This is a genomic window from Pseudarthrobacter sp. C1 (genome assembly GCF_034720455.1).
GTDB lineage: Bacteria > Actinomycetota > Actinomycetes > Actinomycetales > Micrococcaceae > Arthrobacter.
Map to the genome: position 1 here is coordinate 282,169 of NZ_JAYESK010000005.1, position 23,337 is coordinate 305,505.

Genomic DNA, 23,337 nt, shown 5'->3' on the forward strand with positions numbered 1-23,337 from the left:
CACTTCATTATGCCCGGGGACAACGCTGCAGGCCTTTATTGCCCCGGGTTCTCCCGCGCCAGGTACGCTTCCACCGCGGCGCCCAGGACGTCGGCGTTGGGCAGCTCGTCATTCTCGTCGGCGAGGAGCGATCGGCGGACCGTGCCCTCGGCCTTCTCGTCGTAGCGGGTCTCCAGCCGCGACACCACCTGCTGGACTTCCTCGGAGGCGTCAATCTGTTCGGCAATCTGGCGGCTGACCTCGCGGCCGGCTTCGCGGAGCCTGTCCGAGGGCAGCATCAGCGAGGTGGCCGCCCCCAGGTATTCAAGGCCGGCGACGGCTGCCGTGGGGTATTCGGCCTCGGCCAGGTAGTGGGGCACGTGGATGACATAACCGGCAACATTGCGTCCTGCCTCCACCAGGCGGAGTTCCAGGATGTGGCCCACAGCTGCGGGAACCTCCACGGTGGGCTTCCACACCGAGATGCCCTCGATCAGCTCCGGCCGGTTGCCGTGCACCGTGACGCCCACCGGGCGGGTGTGCGGAACCGGCATTGGAATGGAGTGGATCCAGGTAACCAGGTTGACGTCCAGTTGCTCCACGATGCCCACCACGGCGCGGGCAAAGCGTTCCCACTGCAGGTCCGGTTCGAAGCCTGCCAGCAGGAGGAAAGGCTTTCCGAGCCCGTCCACCAGGCGGTACAGGGCCAGCTTCGGTTCCTGGTAGTCCTGGAGGTGGTCCTCCACGAAGGTCAGGTGCGGCCTGCGTGAGCGGTAGTCGATCAGCTGGTCGGCGTCGAAAACCGCCACCGGCTCGGCGTCAAGGGAATCCAGCAGCTCCGCATTGATCTGCTTCACCACGTGGCCGGCATCGGCGAATCCGGTGAAGCCCATCACCAGGTTCAGCCCGCGGAGCCCGGGGCTGTGGAACAGCTCAATGTTGCTCGCATAGAGCGCACCGGGGTCCAGCAGGGAGCCGGAAATCCGTTCAAGCACGGCATGTTCCTTTCATAGGTGCGGGTGGACATTCTTTTTTTACAACGCCCCGGGACGGCCTCGCATTCCGGCGCCCGGTGTGGCGCACCTCTCACGAAATACCCCGCGCGCTGCGGCCACGGGCTACGATCGGAACTGGCCTGCCAGACGGGCCTGCAACTCCCGGGCTGCGTTCCGAACGGCCGTACCCGGGGAACCATGGCAGAGCGCCGAACATGCTCCCCTGCCCGAACATCTTTCGAGAATCGAGGACTGACCCCGTGGTCAAGAATACTGAAATCAACCTTAGTACCCTCTCGCGGGACCTGAAGAAGAGCCCCAGCGACGCCGTGGTCATAGGCGTGGGGCAGGGTGCAGACGGTCCCGTCCTCCTGGAGAACCCGCTGACGGCAAGGTCCGCCGAGGCGCTGGCCGATTCCCTTAAGGCGCTCGGCGTCACGGGCGCGGCTGATCAGCTGGTGCGCCTGCCGGGCCTCCCCGAGACCGGCGCGGGTGTCCTGGTTTTAGCCGGCGTGGGCAAGGTATCGGCTGCGCAGCCCCTGGCCGGGGAAGCACTGCGCAGGGCGGCCGGTTCCGCCATCCGCCAACTCGCCGGTTTCGCCACGGTTGCCTTGGCGTTCCCGACGGCGACCGCCGCCGACGTCGCAGCCGTGGCCGAAGGTGCCGCCCTGGGGGCCTATTCCTTCACCGAGTTCCGCACCTCCAGGGAAGGCCTGAAGGATCCTGTCCGCAATGCGGTCATTTTCACTGACCTGACCGACCAGAAGGAACTTGCCCCTGTCCTTAAAAGGGCTGCACTGATCGGCAGGGCGGTCAACGCCACCCGTTCGCTGGTGAACCAGCCGCCCAGCCACCTCTACCCCGAGTCCTTCGCCGAGGCCGCGAAGGAGCTGGCCAAGGGCCTGCCCGTGAAGGTCACCGTGTGGGACGAGAAGCGCCTCGAGAAGGAAGGCTTCGGCGGCATCATGGGCGTGGGCAAGGGCTCCGCCCGCCAGCCGCGCCTGGTCAAGGTGGAATACTCTCCCGCCAAGGCAACGTCAAAGATCGCGCTCGTCGGCAAGGGCATCACCTTTGACACTGGCGGAATCTCCATCAAGCCGGCCCTCGGCATGGGTGACATGAAGAGCGACATGGCGGGCGCCGCCGTCGTCCTTAACACTGTCCTGGCCCTGGCGGGACTTGGCCTGCCGGTGAAGGCAACCGCCTGGCTCTGCATCGCCGAGAACATGCCCTCCGGCGCCGCTTCACGTCCGGCCGATGTCCTGACGATGTTCGGCGGAAAGACCGTTGAGGTCCTGAACACCGATGCCGAGGGCAGGCTGGTGATGGCCGACGGCATCGTCGCTGCCAGCGCCGAGTACCCGGACGCCATCATCGACGTCGCAACCCTCACCGGGGCGCAGCTGATCGCCCTGGGAAACCGGACAGCGGGTGTCATGGGATCGGACAGCGTGACCGGCCCGCTCAAGGCCGCAGCGGACCGGGCCGGAGAGCTCGTGTGGCCGATGCCGCTTCCCGAGGAACTGCGTCCCAGCCTTGACTCACAGGTCGCCGACCTCGCGAACATCGGCGAACGCCATGGCGGCATGATGACCGCAGCTGTTTTCCTCCGTGAATTCGTGGGTAAGGGCAAGGACGGGGAGCAGATCCCCTGGGCCCATATCGACATCGCCGGGCCGTCCTTCAACAACGGGAGCCCCTATGGCTACACCCACAAGCAGGGAACGGGCTGCACGGTCCGGACCCTGGTGGCCTATGTGGAGGACGTCCTGGCTGCTGCCGCCTGACATCCGGCGGCCCGCAGCGGGCTGGCACGCGGCTTTGCGGGACCGGTGATCCCTATGCCACAAAGCCGCGTGACACTCGACACAAGCGCTCCACAATCGCGGTGCCAGGGTGGAGCATGGATAAGTGGTTCGCTAAGGTGAACCACGGTAGTCACAAATGCAAGAGAATTCGCCTGCTGGAATAATCACAGCAGTGCAGGTTCCAAGACCAGATGATGCGCAGGACCGCGTCATCGTTCACGCGAGGGAGCGTCTAAGTGGCCGATCAGGCAACTGCGCAAGAATTCGACATCCTGGTACTCGGTGGCGGCAGCGGCGGATACGCCGCCGCGCTCCGGGCAGTACAGCTTGGCCTCACCGTCGGCCTCGTGGAGAAAGCCAAGCTGGGCGGCACCTGCCTCCACAACGGCTGCATCCCCACCAAGGCCCTCCTGCACTCCGCGGAGCTGGCCGACCACGCCCGGGACTCCGCAAAGTACGGCGTGAACGTCACCCTCGACGGCATCGACATCAACGCCGTCAACGCGTACAAGGACGGCATCATCGCCGGCAAGTACAAGGGCCTCCAGGGCCTCATCAAGTCCAAGGGCATCACCGTCATCGAGGGTGAAGGCAAGCTCCAGGGCACCGACACGGTGGTGGTTAACGGCACGGCCTACAAGGGCAAGAACATCGTCCTGGCCACCGGCTCCTACTCCCGCACCCTCCCGGGCCTGGAAATCGGCGGCAAGGTCATCACCTCGGACCAGGCCCTCACCATGGATTCCATTCCCAAGAGCGCCATCATCCTGGGCGGCGGCGTGATCGGCGTCGAATTCGCCTCCGTCTGGAAGTCCTTCGGCGTGGACGTCACGATCGTCGAGGGCCTGCCCTCGCTGGTTCCCAACGAGGACGCCACCATCGTGAAGAACTTCGAACGGGCCTTCAAGAAGCGCGGCATCAAGTTCTCCACCGGCGTGTTCTTCCAGGGCGTCGAGCAGAATGACGACGGCGTCAAGGTCACCCTGGTGGACGGCAAGACCTTCGAAGCCGATCTCCTCCTCGTTGCCGTAGGCCGCGGCCCCGTCACCGCCAACCTTGGCTACGAGGAAGCGGGCGTCACAATCGACCGCGGCTTCGTCATCACCAACGAACGCCTGCACACCGGCGTCGGCAACATCTACGCCGTCGGCGACATCGTGCCGGGCGTGCAGCTGGCGCACCGCGGCTACCAGCAGGGCATTTTCGTGGCCGAGGAAATCGCCGGCCTGAAGCCGGTGGTCGTCGAGGACATCAACATCCCGAAGGTCACCTACTCCGACCCCGAAATCGCCACCGTCGGCTACACCGAAAAGGCTGCCAAGGAAAAGTTTGGTGAGGACCAGGTGCAGACCCAGGAATACAACCTCGCCGGCAACGGCAAGAGCTCCATCCTGGGCACGTCCGGCCTGGTCAAACTGGTCCGCCAGAAGGACGGCCCCGTGGTGGGCGTCCACATGATCGGCGCCCGCATGGGCGAGCAGGTCGGCGAAGCCCAGCTGATCGTCAACTGGGAAGCCTACCCGGAGGATGTGGCCCAGCTGGTGCACGCCCACCCCACGCAGAACGAGTCCCTGGGCGAAGCCCACCTGGCACTCGCGGGCAAGCCGCTTCACGGCTAGTTTCCCTCAGCACCAAAGGGCCTGGTGCACCCGGCACGGAATGCCGGGTGCACTAGGCTGGCCAACAGGCAGCAACCATCCGCACTAAAGATCAATAAGGAGAACGGGGACGACATGTCTGAATCCGTTAACTTGCCCGCCCTCGGTGAGAGCGTCACCGAAGGAACCGTCACCCGCTGGCTCAAGCAGGTAGGTGACCGGGTAGAGGTGGACGAGCCGCTGCTCGAAGTCTCCACCGACAAAGTAGACACTGAAATCCCCTCTCCTGTAGCTGGCGTGATTGAGGAAATCCTGGTTGCCGAGGACGAGACCGCCGAGGTCGGCGCTCCCTTGGTCCGCATCGGCGACGGCTCCGGCGCCGGCGCCCCCGCCGAAGAGGCCCCTGCCGCTGAGCAGGCCGCACCGGCCGAGGCCCCGTCCACTGAAGCCCCCGCACCGGACGAAGCCCCTGCACAGGAGGCACCTGCACAGGAGGCCCCCGCCCAGGAAGCTTCCGCGCCTGAGGCTCCGGCCGCCGGCGGCGGCGAGAGCCACGAGGTCACCCTCCCGGCCCTCGGCGAGAGCGTCACCGAGGGCACGGTCACCCGCTGGCTGAAAGCCGTCGGCGACGCCGTCGAGGTGGACGAGCCCCTGCTGGAGGTGTCCACGGACAAGGTAGACACCGAAATCCCCTCCCCCGTGGCCGGCACCCTCCAGGAGATCCGCGTCAACGAGGACGAAACCGCAGAGGTGGGCTCCGTCCTGGCCGTCATCGGCTCAGGCGCGGCAGCAGCGCCCGCACCCGCAGCACCGCAGGCCGCCCCCGCCCAGGAAGCCCCCAAGCAGGAAGAGCCGAAGCAGGAAGCCCCCGCAGCAGCACCTGCACCGGCAGCAGCTCCGGCCCCCGCGGCAGCTCCGGCACCGGCACCGCAGGCCGCTCCGGCCGCAGCCGAGGCACCCGCCGCCGGCGGCGAGTCCGGCTACGTCACTCCCCTGGTCCGAAAGCTGGCAAACCAGCACGGTGTGGACATCACCTCCCTCTCCGGCACCGGCGTCGGCGGCCGCATCCGCAAGCAGGATGTCATTGCCGCAGCCGAGGCAAAGGCTGCACCGGCAGCAGCTCCGGCCGCGTCCGCGCCGGCAGCATCCGCCGCTGCAGCATCCAACGGCGCAGTCTCCTCGCTGCGCGGAACCACGCAGAAAGCGCCGCGCATCCGCCAGGTCATTGCCCGCCGCATGCGCGAATCCCTTGAGGTCTCCACGCAGCTCACGCAGGTCCACGAAGTGGACATGACCAAGGTTGCCAAGCTCCGTGCCCGCGCCAAGAACTCCTTCCAGGCGCAGAACGGCGTCAAGCTGACCTTCCTGCCGTTCATCGCCAAGGCGGTGGCCGAGGCCCTCAAGCAGCACCCCAAGCTCAACGCTGCGTACGACGAGGACAAGCAGGAAATCACCTACCACAACGCCGAGCACCTGGCGATCGCCGTCGACACCGACAAGGGCCTGCTGGTCCCTGTTATCTCCGACGCCGGCAGCCTTAACCTCGCCGGACTGGCGGGCAAGATCGCCGACGTAGCCGGCCGCACCCGCGACGGCAAGATCGGTCCGGACGAACTGTCCGGCGGCACGTTCAGCATCACCAACATCGGCTCGGTCGGGGCCCTGTTCGACACCCCGATCATCAACCAGCCGCAGGTGGGCATCCTCGGCACCGGCGCCATCGTCAAGCGCGCCGTGGTGGTGGCCGATGAGAACGGCGACGACTCGATCGCCATCCGCTCCATGATGTACCTGTCCCTGACGTACGACCACCGCCTGGTGGACGGCGCGGACGCCGGCCGGTTCCTCCAGACCCTGAAGGCACGCCTTGAAGAAGGCGCCTTCGAGGCTGACCTGGGGCTGTAACAGGCCGGAACGCACGACGGCGGTGCAGGCACCGGTAGGGATCCACTGGGCGGCCTGCACCGCCGTCGTCATTTAACTGCTACGGAACCTGACTACTACAAGCCGTAGAACCCTTGGCTACACTGGTCCCATGAACATCGTCTATAACATCGTGGTTTTCCTGCACATCGTCGGCGCCGCCATGATCGTCGGCATCTGGATCGGCCAGATGAAGAAGCCCACCGTCCACCCCCGCCAGTTCGACGGCGCCATGCTCCAGCTGCTGACCGGGGTCGCGCTGATGGGACTGATCCCGGCCCTGGATATGGACGCCAACTACGCCAAGCTGGGCATCAAGTTCGTGATCGCCCTCGCCGTCGGCGTACTGGCGTTCATCGGCCGCCGCAAGTACAAGAACAACGAGCCAATCAGCACCGGCCTGGCGCACGCCGTGGGCGGACTCGCGCTGCTGAACATCGCCATCGCCACCATCTGGAAGTGATGGTCCGCCGGCGGCAGCCCGCCGCCGGGTCATAATCCACTGACAGCGGACACCCGGTGCAAGCAGCCGCCGAAGTCCCTAGGATGGGACACGGCGGGGTCCAGGCAGCGGCCTGCCCCGGATTCGATCAATCTGAGGAGTGAACATGGCAGCAACGCGTTCAGCAAACGCAGTATGGAACGGCAACCTGACGGAAGGCGCCGGTACCACCAGCCTGGCCACCTCAGGCCTGGGCACGTTCGATGTCACCTGGAAGGCCCGTACCGAAGCGGCCAACGGCAAGACCAGCCCGGAGGAACTCATCGCCGCAGCCCATGCCGCGTGCTTCTCGATGGCGTTCAGCAACGAACTCGATAAGGCGGGCCACGCGCCTGAGGAAGTCCGCACCAAGGCTGACGTGACGTTTGTCCCCGGTACCGGAATCACCGGCAGCCACCTGACCATGTCGGCACGGGTCCCCGGCATTTCCGAGGAGGAGTTCCAGAAGATCGCGGGCGAGGCCAAGGTGGGCTGCCCCGTTTCGGGCGCCCTGGCCAGCATCGACATCACCCTGGATGCAACGCTGGAGTCCTGATCCGGCGCTGATGGCAAAAGGCCCCGCCTGTCCGGAATGTTCCGGACAGGCGGGGCCTTTTTCTGCTTCCCGCGCGGCCCCGGTCAGTTGCCTTGTCGGCGCGCCGGGAGCGGAGCCGGACGCAGCCGGCGGTACCCTTCCCGGGCCGGCGGACGGTCCGTGGGCAGCTCCTGGACCATTTCCTTCAGCGCCCCAATGCCGTACTCCAGCTGTGGGTCCCGGCCCGCCGCATAGGCGTGCGGCGGGTAGGTGACCTCGATGTCCGGGTCGACGCCGTAGTTCTCCACGCCCCAGCCCACGCCGCCGCCGAACCAGGTGGCGTACCGCGGCTGCGTCACGCCGGTGCCGTCGGCAAGTGAGAAGCGGTTGTCGATGCCCACCACGCCGCCCCAGGTGCGGGTGCCGATGACCGGTCCGATCCCCCTGAGCTTGGACACCTGGGTGATGATGTCGCCGTCCGAGCCAGCGAATTCGTCGGCCAGAATGATCACGGGTCCGCGCGGTGCGTGGTGCGGGTAGGTTCGCGGCTTTTCCCCGCGTGGCATGCTCCAACCGGTCACCTTGCGGCCGATCAGTTCTGCGACCAGTTGCGAGGTGTGCCCGCCACGGTTGCGGCGGACATCGACAATGAGGCCGTCAAGCGCAGTTTCCGTGTCAAGGTCCCGGTGCAGCTGTGCCCAGCCGTTGGCCATCATGTCCGGAATGTGCAGGTAGCCGAACTTGCCCCCGGAGGCTTCGCGGACGGTGCGCCGGTTTGAGGCCACCCATTCCTGGTACCGCAGGCGCTCCTCGTCCTTGACGGGAACGACGGCGACGCGGCGCTGGGTGCCTGCTGCGGCCCCGTGTGCCGGACCATTCAGGAGGGTGAGCTCCACAGCCCGCCCGGCTGCTCCCACCAGCTGCATGGCCGGGGTGATGCCTTCGGACAGCGGCACGCCGTCGACAGCCAGCAGGAAGTCGCCGGCCTTTGCGCCGACTCCCGGCCTGGTCAGGGGTGAAGTGGCCAGCGGATCGGAGGACTCGCCGGCAAGGATCCGGGTGATCTCCCACCCGCCGGAGACGTACGCCAGGTCCGCGCCGAGCCTGCCCTGGCCGTGGCTGCCGTTTTCGGTGACGGGCGCCGGCCGGACGTAGGCATGGGACGTCCCCAGCTCGCCGTGCAGCTCCCACAGGAGGTCCACCAAATCATCGTGCGAGCCGAGGCGCTCCACCAGGGGACGGTAACGCCGGTGGATGGAATCCCAGTCCTGCCCCGCCATGTCCTCGGTCCAGAAGAAATCGCGCTGCAGCCGCCAGGCCTCGTCAAAAGCCTGCCCCCAGACACTGAGCGGGTCCATCATGACCCTGATCCGGCCGAGGTCAACCTTGACCAGCTTCCCGGACTCCTCGTCCACCTTGGCGTCGGCCGGGACCACTGTCACCTGCTTGTCCGAGATCAGCACCACCTTGCTGCGGTCCCCTGACAGCCGGTAGCTGTCCAGCGCGTCCACGAGGGTGGCCTGCTTGCGCCGGCCAAGGTCGTACCGGACCAGGCTGGGCCGGGAATCCTTGTCCTCCTGGCTGGCTTTTCCATCACCGGTCACGCCGGCCAAGGCCCAGTCGAGCCACAGCAGCGCCCCCTCGGCGGCCTTCAGGGACGTGTAGTTGCCCTGCGGCACGGGCACGGTGATGACCCGGTGCGCCAGGCCCTCGGGATCCACCCGGACCTCCGGCTGCTCCGGGCCGGTGCCGTCCTGCTGCCCGGCTGCCTCGGCGGACGGCGTGCCTGCACCGTCGGAGTCCACGGCGGGGCCGAAGGGCGACGGCGTCTCCGAGGCGAGTGCTACAAGGTATGGCTTGATGGGGCTGGGGAAGGAGAGGTCGAAGGAGTGTCCGTCGTACACCGGATCGAAGCTGCGGTTGGAGAGGAAGGCCAGGAACTTGCCGTCGGGGGTGAAGGCCGGCGACTGGTCACAGAAGCGCCCGTCGGTGACTTCCACCGGGGCTCCGGGCTTTGCCACGTTGGCCAGCCGCAGCCGGCTGCGCGAACCAAAGGACGTGACCGGCTCCGACCATACGAGCCATTGCGAGTCCCCGGACCATGCGAGGTCCGCAACCGTGCCCTCGCCGATGCTGGACACCAGTGTCAGCTCGCCCGTGCGCGTGTCTGCCACGTAGACCTCACCGAAGGATGTGCCCAGGGCTATCCGGCGACCGTCCGGGCTCGCCTCGAGGGCACTGGCACGCGACGGCTTGGGGAAGGCGATGCGGGTTGCGGCCGGCCCTGCCGGTGCCTCCGCAGCCGGGGCGCCGGATTCAGGCGCGACGTCGGCCTGCTCGTCCGAGGCATGGGCGGCCGGCGTGTTCCCGGCGAGCACGGCAGCGCCGGCAGCAGGGACGGGCTGCGGCAGCACCACGGCGTCCTCCGGCGGCGCGCCGTTGTCCAATGCCGCGCTGGTCCCCTTTGTGCCCGCTGCAGCCGTGCCGGCTGCAGCGGCAGGGTGCGGCACAGGGGCCGCGATGTCCTTGATGTACAGCGCCTCCACGCCATCGTGGTCCGCCAGGTAGGCAAGCCGGCCGTCGCCAAGGGGCCGGGGCAGGCGGGCGCGGACCCCCGGCGTTGCCTCAATGATGCGGGACGGACCATCCTTGTGGCGGAGCCAGTGGATGGTGCCGTGGGCCTCGACCGCACTTGCAGTGCCGCTGGTGTCCGGTACCACCGCGCCGAGGTGTTTGGCCGCCTTCAGCAGTGCAGGGCGCCTGGACTGCGATGCGGAGCCCAGGCTGATGTCCAGCCGGACGGCGTCGGAACTGAGGTCGTGCAGCACCCAGAGCTCACCGGCGGACTCGAAGATCACGCGTTTGCCGTCTGTGGAGGCGTGCCGGACATAGAAGTCCTCGTGGTCCGTATGCCGGCGCAGGTCCTTTCCGCCCGGCAGGACCGAATACAGGTTGCCGTAACCCTCGTGGTCGGAAAGGAACGCAATGCGGCCATCCACCCACATTGGATCAGCGAGGTTGCCCTCAAGCTCCGGAAGGAGGCGCTCGAACTCCCCGTTGCCGTCGGTGTCGATCCACAGCTTCCCTGCCGTGCCGCCGCGGTAGCGCTTCCACCAGGCGGGTTCGCGGGACAGCACGCTGCCCACCACCACTGGCCGCTCGTCACCCACCTCCGGGCCAAAGGCCACGGACTCAACCGGCCCGTACGGGAGTTCCTCGGCCCAGCCGCCCTCCAGCGGGACACTGTACGCGTGCGTGTGCCTGCTTTCGGCCTGGCGGAAGGCACTCGTGACCACTACCGCACCGCCGGCGGTGAAGCCCTTTACCCTCGTGGTGCTGTGGCCGAAGTACGTCAGCTGGCGGTATCCCCCGCCGTCGACCTCCGCCGATACCACCTCAGGCGCCGTTCCCTGGACCACTGTCCACACCAGCCGCTTCCCGTCGGGAGTGAAGCGGGGATTGCGGGCGGGCAGCTGGAGTGCCGAGACGCGCCAGGCGCGGCCGCCGCCCAGGGGCGCAATCCACACGTCATCCTCGGCCACGAAAGTGACCAGATCACCATGCAGATGCGGGAAACGGAAGTAGCTCGAAAAGGTCATCGTTCGATCATAGTCAACCCCCCTGCGGCCTGTCGGGAGGTGCCGCCGCGCACGTGGCGTGGTGAGATGGACCATGCGTATCGTCATGGCCGGGGCCTCCGGGCTGATCGGCAAATCCATGTCAGCAACCTTCCGGAACGCCGGACACGACGTCGTGTCCTTGGTCAGGCGGAAGCCCGGCACGGCCGCGGAAGTCCGGTGGAACCCTGCCGCGGGGGAACTGGACCCGCAGGCCCTGGCCGGGGCTGACGCCGTCGTCAATCTCTCCGGCGCCGGCATCGGTGACCGGCCATGGACCCGCAGGCGCGTTGAGGAGCTCTTCCGCTCGCGGGTGGATTCAACGCGTACCCTCACCCGGGCGATGCAGCAGATGGATTCCCCGCCGCATGTCCTGCTGAGCCAGTCCGGCTCCAACTACTACGGCAACGCGGGAAATACTGTGCTCCGTGAAGATGCGCCGCGGGGTTCCGGGACGCTGGCCGCGATCTGCGGGGAGTGGGAGGACGCCGCTGCCACCGCTCCCCCGGGTGTGCGGGTGGTGGTGACCCGGACGGGCGTGGTACTCAGCCGGAAGGGAGGCGCCCTGGGCAGGCTGATGCCGCTGATCCGGCTGGGCGTGGGCGGCCCGCTGGGAAACGGCCGCCAGTACTGGCCCTGGATTACCCTTCCGGATGTTTCCGCGGCGTTCCTCTTTTTGCTGGAGTCCCGCGTTAGCGGGCCGGTCAACCTGTGTGCTCCCGAGGACGCCGACGTCAATACCCTGGTGTCGGCGCTTGCCCGCGCCGTGCACCGCCCCGCGGCCCTGCGGGTACCTGCCCCGGTCCTCCGGCTGGTGATGCGTGCGCTGGCGGACGAACTCCTGCTGTCCAGCCAGCGCATGGAGCCTGCCGTGCTTCGGGCGGCCGGATTCCAGTGGCAGCATCCCACGCTGGCACAGGCCGCGCAGTGGGTTGCGGGCCAAGACAAGGTTGCCGGCAAAGAAGGGGCCGGCCTGGGCTAAGGCAGCCGGCCGCTGCGGCAGGATCAGGAGCCCGGCAAGATCAGGAGCCCGGCAGGATCTCGCTGATCCGCCACCTGCCGTCCCCGGCTACGAGGACCAGCCTGAGCTGGCGCGCTCCGGCGGCCGGCCCGGCCCCAACGACCACGCCCTGGGCGTCCTTCTCCTCATAGGCGGAGGAACTGGACAAGACACGCACCACGGCGCGCTCGGCTGTTGCGCCGTCCTCGGTGCGAAGCTCCGCAAGGTTGCTGGCGAACCCGTCGAGGATGTGGCCGGAGCTGCGCAGGCGCTCCACTGCCTGCTGGTCCGAGGCCGCTGCCGGCGAATCCTTGGCATTGACTTCTGCCAGCAGTTCCCAATAGCCCCTGCTGAAAGCCAGGTCCCGCAGGAGGGCGAGTCCCTCCACCGCCTGGACGGGATCGGAGTCCCCGGCCTGCTGCCTGGCGGCATCGGCAGGGCCTGCCCCGCCCTCAGTGGCGCTCCCTGTTCCAGCGGCTGCCGTACCGGCAGCCGCGGGTGGCGGCGCAGCGGCGGCAGCTGATCCCCGGGCGGCGGGGGCAGTTTCGGCGGCCGTACCACCGGTTCCAGCGAGCCACCACACGCCTGCGGCAGCCACCGCCGCGGCCGCCGGCAGCACTCGCCGCAACACCGGAGAACGGCGCCGCCCCCTGCCCGGCGCTGCGAGAGCGTGCCTTCCTTGGGAAGGACGAACCTCACCCGTGGCATTCGGGAAGGGCATGCGTTGCCTGGAAAGCGGCAGCGCCCCCCACTTCGCAGCGGCGAACCGCCTGCCGGCGGCCGCGGCCCTGTCCTTGACTGCTCCGCGCCGGGACGGCGCCGGGATGTGCCGGCGGGTCATCAATTCCGGGATCACCGTGGGATGGACCGAGGCCGCGAGGTCCAACGGCCGGGGCGAGGCACTGCGGTAGACGGCCGTGGCCAGGGCAGCCGCCGTGGGCCGGCGCCTCCGGTCTTCATTGAGCCCGGCCTCCAGGGCGGCCGCCAGCTCCCGTGGAACATCCGGAACCAGGAGGGAAAGCGGCGGCCGGTCAACCGTACGGGGCGGAGCCTGGCCGGTCAGGCAAAACCAGCCGAGTGCCGCCGTCGCATAGACGTCCCGTTCCGGTTGGAGGCCCCGCACTGCGTCCACCGGGGCCGGGTCCACGAAGCCGGGCGTCCCGGAAAGCGCGGTACTGCCCGGGTCACCCAGCATCCGCGCTATGCCGAGATCGGACAGGAGCGGTTTGCCCTGTCCGGTGAACAGGACATTTCCCGGGGAGACGTCCGAGTGGGTGAATCCCTTGCTGTGCAGGTAGCCCAGGACCTGGGCCAGGGGCGTCAGTACCGTCACTGTTTCGCCAACAGTGAGCCGGCCGCGGCTGGATACAAGGGCGGCCAGGGACCCGCCGGAAGCGTAGTCCATGACCAGCGCCGTCCCGCCGTCCGGCTGTCCTCCCAGCCGGACGGCGTCACGCGCTTTGACCAGGTGCTGGTGGTCCAGGACGGACAGGATCCGGATCTCACGCCGCACGGCGTCTTCCGTCACCGTCTCCGGGCGGATTGACCGGGCCGGGCCTGAGCGGAAGCATTTCACCGCGAAGCTCCGCCCCGTCTTCTGCTCCCTGGCCAGCCACACAACCGCGCTCCCGCCCTGCCCTAGCAGGCGTTCGACGGCGAAGCCCGGCACCTCGGGTGCCTGCAAATCTTCCATAGCTCATGTCTAGCCGAATCCGGCAGGGCCTGCAGAAGTTATCCACAGGCATGCCATCAGGGGCTCCGCGCTTGTGCCGGAGCCCCTGTGACGTGCCCCCTGCAGGTGGGTGAGCTTAACCACTAAACCGGGCGCGGGACGCCGCGGGGTCTAAGCTGGATGCCATGACTCTTGAGTTTTCACAGCTGGGTCTTGCTCCGGATTTTGTCGATTACACACGTGGTTGGGAAATCCAGAGCGAACTCCATGACAAAGTGGTCGCGGGGATGGCACCCAGCACTGTCCTCCTCCTGGAACACGCACCGGTGTATACCGCCGGAAAACGGACCGAGGACCACGAACGGCCGTTCGACGGCACCCCGGTGGTCCCGGTGGACCGCGGCGGGAAACTGACCTGGCACGGTCCGGGCCAGCTGGTGGGATACCCCATTATCAAACTGAAGAACCGGGCAGGCATCCGCGATTACGTCGAACGCCTGGAATCCGTGATCATCGCGGTCCTCGCTGACTACGGGATCAACGCCGTGCGCATCAAGGGCAGGGCCGGGGTGTGGATCACCGCGGACAGCAAGGGTCCGGACCGGAAGATCGCCGCCATCGGCATCCGGGTGCACGAGGGCGTGACCATGCACGGCTTCGCCATCAACTGCAACAACGATCTTGCACCGTACTCGCAGATCATCGCCTGCGGAATCACGGATGCCGGCGTGACAACCATTGCCCGGGAAACCGGCCATGACGTTGCCCCCGCTGACCTTGTTTCCCGGATCACCGAAGAACTGCGCAAGAATGAAGACGCCCTGGTCGCTACCCCCGAAGGAGCTCTACTGTGACATTGGCACCTGAAGGCCGGAAGCTTTTGCGCGTTGAACAGCGCAACTCGGCTGTCCCGGTGGAGCGGAAGCCGGACTGGATCAAGGCCAAGGTCCAGATGGGCCCGGAGTTCGTCCAGCTCAAGAACCTGGTCAAGAAGGAAGGCCTGCACACGGTGTGCGAGGAGGCCGGCTGCCCCAACATCTTCGAGTGCTGGGAGGACAAGGAAGCCACGTTCCTGATCGGCGGGTCCGAGTGCACCCGGCGGTGTGACTTCTGCCAGATCGATACCGGCAAGCCCTCCCCGGTGGACAGGTTCGAACCCACCAAGGTGGCCCGCTCCGTGCAGGCCATGCAGCTGCGCTACGCCACCGTCACCGGGGTGGCCCGCGACGACCTCGAGGACGAGGGCGTGTGGCTGTACGCCGAAACGGTCCGCAAGATCCACGAACTGAACCCCGGCACCGGGGTGGAGCTGCTGATCCCGGACTTCTCCGGCAAACCCGAACACATCGAAGCGATCTGCGACTCCAGGCCCGAGGTCTTCGCGCACAACGTGGAGACGGTGCCGAGGATTTTCAAGCGGATCCGGCCCGCGTTCCGCTATGAGCGGTCCCTGGACGTGATCACGCAGGGCCGGAACCTGGGCATGGTGACCAAGTCCAACCTGATCCTTGGCATGGGCGAAACCCGGGAAGAGATCTCCGAGGCGCTGCGGGACCTGCACGAGGCCGGCTGCGACCTGATCACCATCACCCAGTACCTGCGCCCGTCCGAGCGGCACCTGCCGGTGGACCGCTGGGTCAAGCCGCAGGAATTCGTGGACCTCCAGGACGAGGCCAACGAGATCGGCTTCCTGGGCGTCATGTCCGGCCCGCTGGTCCGTTCCTCCTACCGCGCCGGCCGGCTCTGGGCCACCGCGATGCGGAAGAAGGGCCGCGACATCCCCGCCGAACTCGCCCACATCGCCGACGGCATCCAGGACTCCGGCACCACCCGCCAGGAAGCCAGCTCACTGCTCGCCGCCCGTTCCTGAGCTGCGCACCGCCACAAAATCACAGCGCCACCCAAGGGCCGGCACCGGAAGACTCCGGTGCCGGCCCTTGGGCTTTGGTCACGTAGAATTGAGGAACTATGGCGAAATCCCCTGATTCCAGCAACTCCACTCCGTCTGGCTCCAGCGCAGTCAAGCGTGGCCTCTTCTCGCGGAAGCCCAAAGAGGCCAAGGTCAAGAAGCCCAGCCGGCTCAAGCAGATCGGCGAAGTCTTCACCATGACGCGCCGTCATGACCCCATGGTTCCGTGGCTTATGCTGCTGGTCTTCCTTGGCGTTGTGGCTGTCAGCTTCCTGGTCGGCTTCTGGCTGGACAACTGGATCACCGGCCTGATCATCGGCCTCCCGCTGGGCCTGCTCGGTGCCACGTTCATCTTGTCGCGCCGGGCCGAGCGTGCCGCCTTCGCGCAGATCGAGGATCAGCCCGGCGCCTCCGGCGCTGCCCTGGGCACCCTGCGGCGCGGCTGGATCACCGAGGAACAGCCCGTTGCCGTCAACCCCCGCACGCAGGACGCCGTCTTCCGCGCAATTGGCCGTCCCGGCGTCGTGCTCGTCAGCGAAGGCCCCACGCACCGCGTAAAGCCGCTGCTGGAGGCCGAGCGCAAGCGCCTCGCGCGCATCCTGCCCAACGTCACCGTGCACGTCATTGAAAGCGGCCGCGGCGAGGGCCAGGTTCCCCTCAGCGAAGTGGCCAAGAAGATGGGCAAGCTCAAGAAGGAACTGACCAAGCTTGAGGTGAATGCGGTGTCGAAGCGGATTGCATCCCTGGGCAACCGCCTCCCGATTCCCAAGGGCATTGACCCCTACAAGGCGCGTCCCAACCGCGGACGCTAGGTTTTGAACCCGCCCCGGTTCCGGCTTAGGCCGGCAGCCGGGGCGTTTTCTTTGCAGCCCCCAAGGCAGGACAGGACAACACCATGACCCTCACCAAAGCAGTGATCCGCGCGTTCCGGATCCTGGCCGTCGCGGAAGCCTTCAGCTGGGCGGCCCTCCTCATCGGCATGTACTTCAAGTGGATCGCCGGCACCACGGAAATTGGCGTCCAGGTGGCGGGCCCCATTCACGGAGCCCTGTTCGTGGGGTATGGCGTCTGCGCCCTGGGACTCTGGCGGCTGCAGCGTTGGCCCTTTGTGGTGGCCCTGTTCGCGGGCCTGTCCGCCGTGTTCCCGTTCGCCACCATCCTGTTCGAACGGTGGGCAGGACAGCGCCGGTACCTCAGCGTTGCCGGGGCACCTTCCGGCGCAGCCACTGTCCGGGAACCAAGTTCGGTCTAGCATGCCGGGTGCGCTCCGCGCCGCCGGGGCTTCGAGCCCCTAGCGGCGGAGCAGCAGCGTATTCATTGCCTTGTCGTGGAGGCCGCGGTGGTCAGGATCGAAAATCACCGCGGGAATCACCAGGCAAAGCAGCAGGGACCTTACCAGTGCGGCCAGAGGACCCGGCGCACCACCCCCGGCCCTCACCACGTGGATGCCCACCGCACGGTGTCCAATGCTGTAGCCGAGGGTCCCTACCAGCAGGGCCTGTTCTACGGCGAAGATTGCGAGGGTGGCCCAGGCGTCGCCCGCGAAGGCGAAGTTGCTGATCAGCAGCGCAACGGTCCAGTCGATCGTGATCGCGGCGATCCTGCGGCCCGCCCGCGCAATGGAGCCCGGCCCTGACTCCGGCAGTCCCAGCCGCTCCCCCGGATACTTGGATATGCCGGAGGTGTCGGGGCCGGAGAGCCAGGAGCCGATGTCTTTGCGATCTACCACCGTCCAAGTTTAGCGACTTCCTGCCGACCACACTGTGGATGGGGTTAGACCACAGTGTGGACAGAGGATAGCGTTGCCATATCAGGGCATTCTGTAACCTGCCCGAAACAATGCGGACATGGACGGGAAATGCCGCGTCCATAGGCTGTTACCAGTTTCAAGCAATCCGCCGGAAGGCAAGACACAGCAGGTAGTACACGGCAGGCTATTGCGGCAGGGTACTGAAGGCAGGGGAACACCGCGTTGTTTCCCTGCCTTCGGATTGCGCTGGATCAGCTGGCTTGCACGCCAGATATTTACATATGCGTAAGGAGCATAGATGTTCAAGACTGCGGACGAAGTCCTCAAGTTCATCAAGGACGAAGATATTAAGTTCGTCGACATCCGTTTCACCGATCTTCCGGGCGTCCAGCAGCACTTCAACGTCCCTGCGAAGAGTGTTGACGCCGACTTCTTCATCAACGGCCAGCTCTTCGACGGATCCTCCATCCGCGGCTTCCAGGGCATCGCTGAGTCTGACATGCAGCTCATCCCCGACGTCACCACGGCGTTCCTGGACACCTTCCGCATGGAGAAGACCCTCGCGCTGAACTTCTCCATCGTCAACCCGCGCACCGGCGATCCGTACCACCGCGACCCCCGCGGCGTTGCCGAGAAGGCTGAGGCGTACCTGGCATCCACCGGCATCGCGGACACCGCGTTCTTCGCTCCCGAAGCCGAGTTCTTCGTGTTCGACAACGTCCAGTACCAGTCCTCCCCGCAGGGCAGCTTCTACAAGATCGATTCCGAGGAAGCCCACTGGAACACCGGCCGCGAGGAAGAGGGCGGAAACCTCGGCTACAAGACCCCCGTCAAGGGCGGTTACTTCCCGGTCTCCCCCACCGACAAGCAGGCTGACCTCCGCGACGCCATGTGTGTTGCACTGGACGAAGCCGGCCTCGAGGTCGAGCGCAGCCACCACGAAGTTGGCTCCGCCGGCCAGGCTGAGATCAACTACAAGTTCACCACGCTGACCCACGCTGCCGATGACCTGCAGAAGTTCAAGTACGTCATCAAGAACACCGCGGACGCCTGGGGCAAGTCCGTAACCTTCATGCCCAAGCCGGTCTTCGGCGACAACGGATCCGGCATGCACTGCCACCAGTCGCTCTGGAACGGTGGCGAGCCGCTGTTCTACGACGAGAAGGGCTACGCCGGCCTGTCCGACACCGCCCGCTGGTACATCGGCGGCCTGCTCAAGCACGCCTCCGCCGTCCTGGCCTTCACCAACCCGACGGTGAACTCCTACCGCCGCCTGGTCAAGGGCTTCGAAGCTCCGGTCAACATGGTCTACTCGCAGGGCAACCGCTCCGCCGGTATCCGTATCCCCATCACGGGCACCAACCCGAAGGCCAAGCGCATCGAGTTCCGCGCGCCGGACCCCTCCTCCAACCCGTACCTGGCGTTCGCTGCCCAGCTGATGGCCGGCATTGACGGCATCCGCAACCGCATCGAGCCCCCGGCCCCGATCGACAAGGACCTCTACGAGCTCCCCGCCGAAGAGGCCAAGGACATCCCCAAGGCTCCGGGCACGCTTGAAGAAGCACTGGAGGCCCTGCGCGAGGACAACGAGTTCCTGCAGGCCGGCGGTGTCTTCACCCAGGACCTGATCGATACCTGGATCGAGTACAAGTACGAGAACGAGATCCGTCCGCTGTCCCTGCGCCCGAACCCCTACGAGTTCGAGCTCTACTACGGCGTGTAGTCCCGGACCTGGTCTCCAGGACTCCTAAGGCAGCGAAGGCGGCCACCGGTTATCCGGTGGCCGCCTTTTGCGTGCCCGGGAAAGTCGCACCCGGGACGGAAATGGAGGTGGGGGCCCGGTTCCAGACGTGCTGAGACCGGGAACCGGACCCCCTGACGAATGCCCCCCGGGATGAAGACCGTTCCAGCCTTCCCCCCAACAAGGTTGGAGAACACCGCCAATCCACATGATCGGGCAATCGCTTTCTCAGTGCAAACGGCGCCCCCGCGCCGAGACGCTATTGTGGCCGAAAACTTCGGAACATGATGCGTTGGGGTCCTGCCGCCCCTCCGGTGTACTGGCCCCGGTCCTCGAACCCGGCCCGGCGGTAGGCGGACACGCCCGCAGGATTGGCTTCGTTGACTGAAAGGACGACGCCGGCCTCCCGGGTTTGGTGCCGGGCGGTGAGTTTTTCAGCGGCCGCCACAGCGGCGGCTGCGGCGAGGCCGCCGAGCCCGCGGCCTTGTTCCCGCCGGTCGATCAGGAAACCCCTCAGCAGCCACGCAGACGCCTCGTCCGGCCATCCTGCCAGGCGTGCTGCCCCGGCCTGCAGGGTCAGCACGCCGACGGCCCTGCCGGCGCACTCAATGACGTAGGGCCGCCGCGATTCCTCAGCCAGTCCTGCCAGGGCCATCCGGAGCGGGTCACCGACGAACCGCTCCTGCCCGGGGCCCGGCTCCAGGGTTGCCACGGCTCCCAGCTGGACAGCCCGGGCGTCGGCGTCGAGGTCCTGGAGCGGGATGAGCCATACGCTCCGGCCCATGCCGCTCAGGCCTGCGGCCCGGCGGAATTGCCGCCGGCTGCGGACTCGGCCGGCGGACCGGCCGGATCCATCCACATCACTTCCCAGAGGTGGCCGTCCGGATCCTGGAAGCTGTGGTTATACATGAATCCGTAGTCCTGGGGTTTCTCGGACGGGGACCCGCCGGAGGACAGGGCTGTCCTGACGGCCTCATCCACGGCCTCCCGGCTGTCCACGGAGTAGGCGATGATCGCCTCCGCGGAGCCCTTGCTGTCCGCAACGTCCTTGGAGGTAAAGGTCTTGAAGAAGGACTCCACCAGGAGCATGACGTAGGCGTTCTCGTTGACGATCATGCAGGTGGCATTCTCGTCGGTATAGTCCGGGTTGAAGGAGAAGCCAAGGGCCGCAAAAAAGTCCACCGAGCGTTTCAGGTCTTTGACGGGCAGGTTGAAATAGATTTGGGTTGCCATGGGCTCAAAGTAGCACCGGCCAGGGCGGGTGTCAGCCAATCGCAGCCATCGCCAGGGAGTCGCCCGGCTGCCTGGGGCGGCTACTGTCCGTAAAAAACCCGCTCGAAGACTGCCCGGGCCCGCCTGCTGACCCGCAGGTAGTCCTCTTCAAGGACGGCTGCCTGGCCGGGCTCGTACCCGCACCACCGCGCCACGGCTTCCAGGTCGCGGCGGGAAGAGGGCAGCAGGTCCGAGGCCTTTCCGCTCCAGATCACGTTGGCGGACCGGATGCGGCTGGCCAGGCGCCAGGCACGGGCCAGGAGGTCGGCATCCGCCCGGGCCAGCAAGCCCAGCTGGGCGGCGGCTTCCAGCGCCGCAAGGGTCGAGGTTGTCCGCAGTTCGGGGTGCCGGCCGGCGTGCCGAAGCTGGAGTAGCTGCACCAGCCATTCGACGTCGCTCAGCCCGCCTCGGCCCAGTTTCAGGTGCCGTGCGGGATCTGCCCCGCGGGGAAGCCGTTCTGCCTCCACGCGCGCCTTGATCCGCCTGATTTCCCGCACCTCGGTATCCGCAATGCTTTCCGGGTACCTGATGGGGTCAATGAGCTCGATGAAATCCTTGGCAAGATCGTCGTTACCGGCCATGGGGCGTGCCCTCAGGAGCGCTTGGGCTTCCCAGATCAGGGACCATCTCCGGTAGTACTCGGCAAAGGAGTCCAAGGAGCGGACCATGGCCCCGTTCTTTCCCTCCGGCCGCAGGTCCGCGTCCATTTGCAGGACGCGCTCGGCCATGATGGCCGGCTTAAGGGGCTGCGTCAGCAGGGTGGAGACCTTCGCGACGATCCGTGCGGCCTGCTCCTGCGCTTCCTCCTGGCTGAAACCGGGCAGGGCCCTGTGCACATACATAACGTCCGCATCCGAACCGTAGCCGATCTCGCGGCCGCCCTGCCTGCCCATGGCCACCACCAGGACGGCCGTCTTAAGCGGCCCGCCGGCGGAGACGATGCCTTCGGCCACCCGCAGGGCACCCAGGACGGCAGCACGGTCGGTGTCCGCCAGCGCCGTCCCCACCCGGTCCTGGGCCAGCAGCCCGGCTGAATCTGCCACGGCGATCCGGAGGATTTCCCGCCGCCGAATCAGCCGGATCAGCCGCATGGCACTCTCCGGATCCGCATGCCGGGACATCTTGGAGGTGATCTCCTGCCACTGCGCTTCGAAGCTCAAGGGGACCAGGTCCTTGTCGTGGCCCAGCCAGGCCACGGACTCGGGCGAGACCTCCAGGAGATCGGCTATCAGCCTGGAATTCGAGAGCACGTGGCACAGGCGTTCTGCTGCGGCGCTGGAGTCCCGGAGCATTCCCAGGTACCAGTGCGTGGTTCCCAGGGCTTCACTGACGCGCCGGAACGCAAGCAGCCCGGCATCCGGGTCCACGCCCTCGGCCAGCCAGTCCAGCAGGATTGGCAGCAGCTGCCGCTGCAGGGCGGCGCGCCTGCTGACCCCCGCCGTGAGTGCCTCGATGTGGCGCATGGCGCCCTGCGGATCCCGATATCCGAGGGCTGCCAGCCTGCCCTGGGCGGCTTCCGGGGTCAGCTTCGCGTCCTCGCTGCTGAGCTTGGCCGCCGTGTTGAGCAGCGGCCGGTAGAAGATACGCTCGTGCAGTTCCCGTACCGAACGCTTGGTTTTCTGCCACGTGGCCAGCAGTGCGTCAGGATGGGGCCGCTCGTTTGAGAAGGGCCCCAGCACGGCCTTGGCCAGCGACCGGAGGGCCGGTTCAGCCACCGGCATGAGATGGGTCCTGCGCAGCTGGAAAAGCTGGATACGGTGCTCCAGCAGCCGCAGGTACCTGTAGGCGTTGTCGAACGCAGCAGCGTCGGCGCGCCCGATGTACCCTCCGGCGGACAGCGCGGCGATGGCAGAGGTGGTGTCACGCCGTCGCAGCGTTTCATCTGCCTTTCCATGCACAAGCTGAAGGAGCTGGACGGTGAACTCAACGTCGCGGAGCCCGCCGCGGCCCAGTTTGATCTGCCGCTGCTCCTCCGCGGCCGGAATGTGCTCGGTGACCCGGCGCCGCATCGCCTGGACGGATTCCACGAAACCGTCACGGCTTGCCGAACTCCAGATCAGCGGCGCGACGGCTTCCTCGTAGCGGCGGCCCAGGGCGGCGTCACCGGCAATGGTCCTCGCTTTCAGCAGTGCCTGGAACTCCCAGCTTTCGGCCCAGCGGGCATAGTACGTCTCGTGCGAGGCCAAGGTGCGCACCAGGGGCCCCGACTTACCTTCCGGCCGCAGGTTGGCGTCCACCTCCCACAGGCCCGGTTCGCGCGCCACGGAGGAAATGGCACGGGATATGCCGCTGGCAAGGGCAGAGCCGATGGTGCTCGCCTGCGCGTCCTCAAGGGCGCCGGGGTCCACGACGTAAATGACGTCGACATCGGAAATGTAGTTCAGCTCCCGGGCGCCGCATTTGCCCATGCCGATGACGGCCAGTCCGACGCCGGCGACGGCGTCCGCGCCGTACTGGCCGGCGGCTTCGGCACGCGAGACCGCGAGGGCCGCCTCGATGGCTGCCCCGGCGAGGTCTGCGAGTTCGCCGCCCACGGCCGGCAGGAAGTCCAACGGATCGGCGGCGCACAGGTCCTTGACGGCGAGGTCCACCACCCCCCTGCGGTAGGCCGTGCGCAGGGCGGCATAGGCGTCGGCTCCGGTGCTGGTTGCCATCGGGCGCTCGGCACGCGGGTCGGCGCCCACGGACTGCAGGAGGACTTCGCGCAGGGTGGCAGGATCGGACTGCAGCGGCTCGGGGCTCGCCCGGACCCGGAAGGCCTCCAGGTGTTCCGGGTGGCGGATCAGGAACTCCCCCAGCGCCTCGGACGCACCGAGCACCCTGTACATCGGTTCGCTGGTGTCGGGGTCGGCGGCGGCCAGGTCCCGGAGGTCCGGGTGCTTTTCGATCAGGCGGACCAGGGACTGGAGGGCAGTGTCCGGGCTGGCTGCCATGTGCAGGCCCGCGAACAGCCTGTCCTGGTCCAGTCCTTCCAGCTCCGGGGCAGCCAGGAACCGCTCACCCTTTTCAAGGTCGCTGAAACCGGCCGCAATGAGGCGGCGTGCCAGGCTCACGCCC

18 protein-coding genes are annotated in these 23,337 nt (G+C 67.1%); 11 read left to right on the top strand and 7 right to left on the bottom strand.

The window, feature by feature from the left end; translation table 11 throughout:
• Positions 1 to 35: 35 nt before the first annotated feature.
• Positions 36 to 974 (bottom strand): PAC2 family protein, encoded by a 939-nt coding sequence (locus U7114_RS11045; protein WP_321215947.1) that lies wholly within the window; start codon positions 972 to 974, stop codon positions 36 to 38.
• 260 nt (positions 975 to 1,234) lie between these two features.
• Between U7114_RS11045 and U7114_RS11050 the strand changes: the two genes are divergently transcribed.
• From U7114_RS11050 to U7114_RS11070, 5 genes are all read left to right on the top strand, one after another.
• Complete coding sequence (locus tag U7114_RS11050; RefSeq protein ID WP_323057377.1) at positions 1,235 to 2,761, top strand: leucyl aminopeptidase; 1,527 nt, start codon at positions 1,235 to 1,237, stop codon at positions 2,759 to 2,761.
• Positions 2,762 to 3,018: 257 nt separating this feature from the next.
• Positions 3,019 to 4,401, top strand: a complete 1,383-nt coding sequence (lpdA, locus tag U7114_RS11055; protein ID WP_321215945.1) for a dihydrolipoyl dehydrogenase — start codon at positions 3,019 to 3,021, stop codon at positions 4,399 to 4,401.
• 114 nt (positions 4,402 to 4,515) lie between these two features.
• Positions 4,516 to 6,285, top strand: coding sequence for a 2-oxoglutarate dehydrogenase, E2 component, dihydrolipoamide succinyltransferase (gene sucB / locus U7114_RS11060; protein WP_157238485.1), 1,770 nt, complete (start codon positions 4,516 to 4,518; stop codon positions 6,283 to 6,285).
• Between the two features lie 130 nt (positions 6,286 to 6,415).
• On the top strand, positions 6,416 to 6,766 hold the full coding sequence (locus U7114_RS11065; protein WP_157238486.1) for a hypothetical protein: 351 nt from the start codon (positions 6,416 to 6,418) through the stop codon (positions 6,764 to 6,766).
• 145 nt (positions 6,767 to 6,911) lie between these two features.
• Positions 6,912 to 7,340 carry an OsmC family peroxiredoxin gene (locus tag U7114_RS11070; RefSeq protein ID WP_157238487.1) on the top strand — a complete coding sequence of 143 codons (429 nt, stop codon included), beginning with the start codon at positions 6,912 to 6,914 and terminating at the stop codon, positions 7,338 to 7,340.
• A gap of 83 nt (positions 7,341 to 7,423) precedes the next feature.
• Here U7114_RS11070 and U7114_RS11075 read toward each other — a convergent pair whose 3' ends face one another.
• Entirely contained in the window at positions 7,424 to 10,918 is a 3,495-nt protein-coding gene (locus U7114_RS11075) for a S41 family peptidase (protein WP_323057378.1), read from the bottom strand.
• Positions 10,919 to 10,991: 73 nt separating this feature from the next.
• Between U7114_RS11075 and U7114_RS11080 the strand changes: the two genes are divergently transcribed.
• Entirely contained in the window at positions 10,992 to 11,918 is a 927-nt protein-coding gene (locus tag U7114_RS11080; protein WP_323057379.1) for a TIGR01777 family oxidoreductase, read from the top strand.
• Positions 11,919 to 11,958: 40 nt separating this feature from the next.
• Here U7114_RS11080 and U7114_RS11085 read toward each other — a convergent pair whose 3' ends face one another.
• Positions 11,959 to 13,629, bottom strand: coding sequence for a serine/threonine-protein kinase (locus U7114_RS11085; protein ID WP_323057380.1), 1,671 nt, complete (start codon positions 13,627 to 13,629; stop codon positions 11,959 to 11,961).
• A gap of 164 nt (positions 13,630 to 13,793) precedes the next feature.
• Here U7114_RS11085 and lipB point away from each other — a divergent pair, with 164 nt between their 5' ends.
• From lipB to U7114_RS11105, 4 genes are all read left to right on the top strand, one after another.
• The gene (lipB, locus tag U7114_RS11090) at positions 13,794 to 14,462 is read left to right on the top strand and encodes a lipoyl(octanoyl) transferase LipB (RefSeq protein ID WP_321215940.1); all 669 of its coding nucleotides are present in this window, start codon (positions 13,794 to 13,796) and stop codon (positions 14,460 to 14,462) included.
• A complete protein-coding gene (gene lipA, locus U7114_RS11095) occupies positions 14,459 to 15,478 on the top strand; it encodes a lipoyl synthase (protein ID WP_321215939.1) in 1,020 nt (339 codons plus the stop codon). The genes lipB and lipA overlap by 4 nt, the downstream gene beginning before the upstream one ends.
• A 98-nt stretch (positions 15,479 to 15,576) precedes the next feature.
• Complete coding sequence (locus tag U7114_RS11100; protein WP_323057381.1) at positions 15,577 to 16,329, top strand: DUF4191 domain-containing protein; 753 nt, start codon at positions 15,577 to 15,579, stop codon at positions 16,327 to 16,329.
• Positions 16,330 to 16,412: 83 nt separating this feature from the next.
• Positions 16,413 to 16,769, top strand: a complete 357-nt coding sequence (locus U7114_RS11105) for a DUF3817 domain-containing protein (RefSeq protein ID WP_157238493.1) — start codon at positions 16,413 to 16,415, stop codon at positions 16,767 to 16,769.
• A 39-nt stretch (positions 16,770 to 16,808) separates the two neighbouring features.
• Here U7114_RS11105 and U7114_RS11110 read toward each other — a convergent pair whose 3' ends face one another.
• On the bottom strand, positions 16,809 to 17,246 hold the full coding sequence (locus U7114_RS11110; RefSeq protein ID WP_321215938.1) for an RDD family protein: 438 nt from the start codon (positions 17,244 to 17,246) through the stop codon (positions 16,809 to 16,811).
• A gap of 319 nt (positions 17,247 to 17,565) precedes the next feature.
• On the opposite strand from U7114_RS11110, the gene glnA reads away from it, so the two are divergent.
• Positions 17,566 to 18,990 (top strand): type I glutamate--ammonia ligase, encoded by a 1,425-nt coding sequence (glnA, locus tag U7114_RS11115; protein ID WP_139028876.1) that lies wholly within the window; start codon positions 17,566 to 17,568, stop codon positions 18,988 to 18,990.
• 277 nt (positions 18,991 to 19,267) lie between these two features.
• On the opposite strand, the gene U7114_RS11120 is transcribed toward glnA, so the two are convergent.
• The 3 genes from U7114_RS11120 to U7114_RS11130 all read right to left on the bottom strand — a co-directional run bounded on the left by U7114_RS11120 (position 19,268) and on the right by U7114_RS11130 (position 23,333).
• Positions 19,268 to 19,792, bottom strand: a complete 525-nt coding sequence (locus U7114_RS11120) for a GNAT family N-acetyltransferase (RefSeq protein WP_157238494.1) — start codon at positions 19,790 to 19,792, stop codon at positions 19,268 to 19,270.
• A 5-nt stretch (positions 19,793 to 19,797) separates the two neighbouring features.
• Entirely contained in the window at positions 19,798 to 20,241 is a 444-nt protein-coding gene (locus tag U7114_RS11125; RefSeq protein WP_323057382.1) for a VOC family protein, read from the bottom strand.
• Between the two features lie 80 nt (positions 20,242 to 20,321).
• Positions 20,322 to 23,333 (bottom strand): bifunctional [glutamine synthetase] adenylyltransferase/[glutamine synthetase]-adenylyl-L-tyrosine phosphorylase, encoded by a 3,012-nt coding sequence (locus U7114_RS11130; protein ID WP_323057383.1) that lies wholly within the window; start codon positions 23,331 to 23,333, stop codon positions 20,322 to 20,324.
• Positions 23,334 to 23,337 lie beyond the last annotated feature (4 nt).

Coding starts and splice junctions, on each gene's coding strand:
- U7114_RS11100 (WP_323057381.1), top strand. CDS start 15,577: ATGGCGAAATCCCCTGATTCCAGCAACTCCACTCCGTCTGGCTCCAGC.
- lipB (WP_321215940.1), top strand. CDS start 13,794: ATGACTCTTGAGTTTTCACAGCTGGGTCTTGCTCCGGATTTTGTCGAT.
- U7114_RS11125 (WP_323057382.1), bottom strand. CDS start 20,241: ATGGCAACCCAAATCTATTTCAACCTGCCCGTCAAAGACCTGAAACGC.
- U7114_RS11080 (WP_323057379.1), top strand. CDS start 10,992: ATGCGTATCGTCATGGCCGGGGCCTCCGGGCTGATCGGCAAATCCATG.
- U7114_RS11105 (WP_157238493.1), top strand. CDS start 16,413: ATGACCCTCACCAAAGCAGTGATCCGCGCGTTCCGGATCCTGGCCGTC.
- U7114_RS11085 (WP_323057380.1), bottom strand. CDS start 13,629: ATGGAAGATTTGCAGGCACCCGAGGTGCCGGGCTTCGCCGTCGAACGC.
- U7114_RS11120 (WP_157238494.1), bottom strand. CDS start 19,792: ATGGGCCGGAGCGTATGGCTCATCCCGCTCCAGGACCTCGACGCCGAC.
- U7114_RS11075 (WP_323057378.1), bottom strand. CDS start 10,918: ATGACCTTTTCGAGCTACTTCCGTTTCCCGCATCTGCATGGTGATCTG.
- glnA (WP_139028876.1), top strand. CDS start 17,566: ATGTTCAAGACTGCGGACGAAGTCCTCAAGTTCATCAAGGACGAAGAT.
- U7114_RS11065 (WP_157238486.1), top strand. CDS start 6,416: ATGAACATCGTCTATAACATCGTGGTTTTCCTGCACATCGTCGGCGCC.
- sucB (WP_157238485.1), top strand. CDS start 4,516: ATGTCTGAATCCGTTAACTTGCCCGCCCTCGGTGAGAGCGTCACCGAA.
- U7114_RS11070 (WP_157238487.1), top strand. CDS start 6,912: ATGGCAGCAACGCGTTCAGCAAACGCAGTATGGAACGGCAACCTGACG.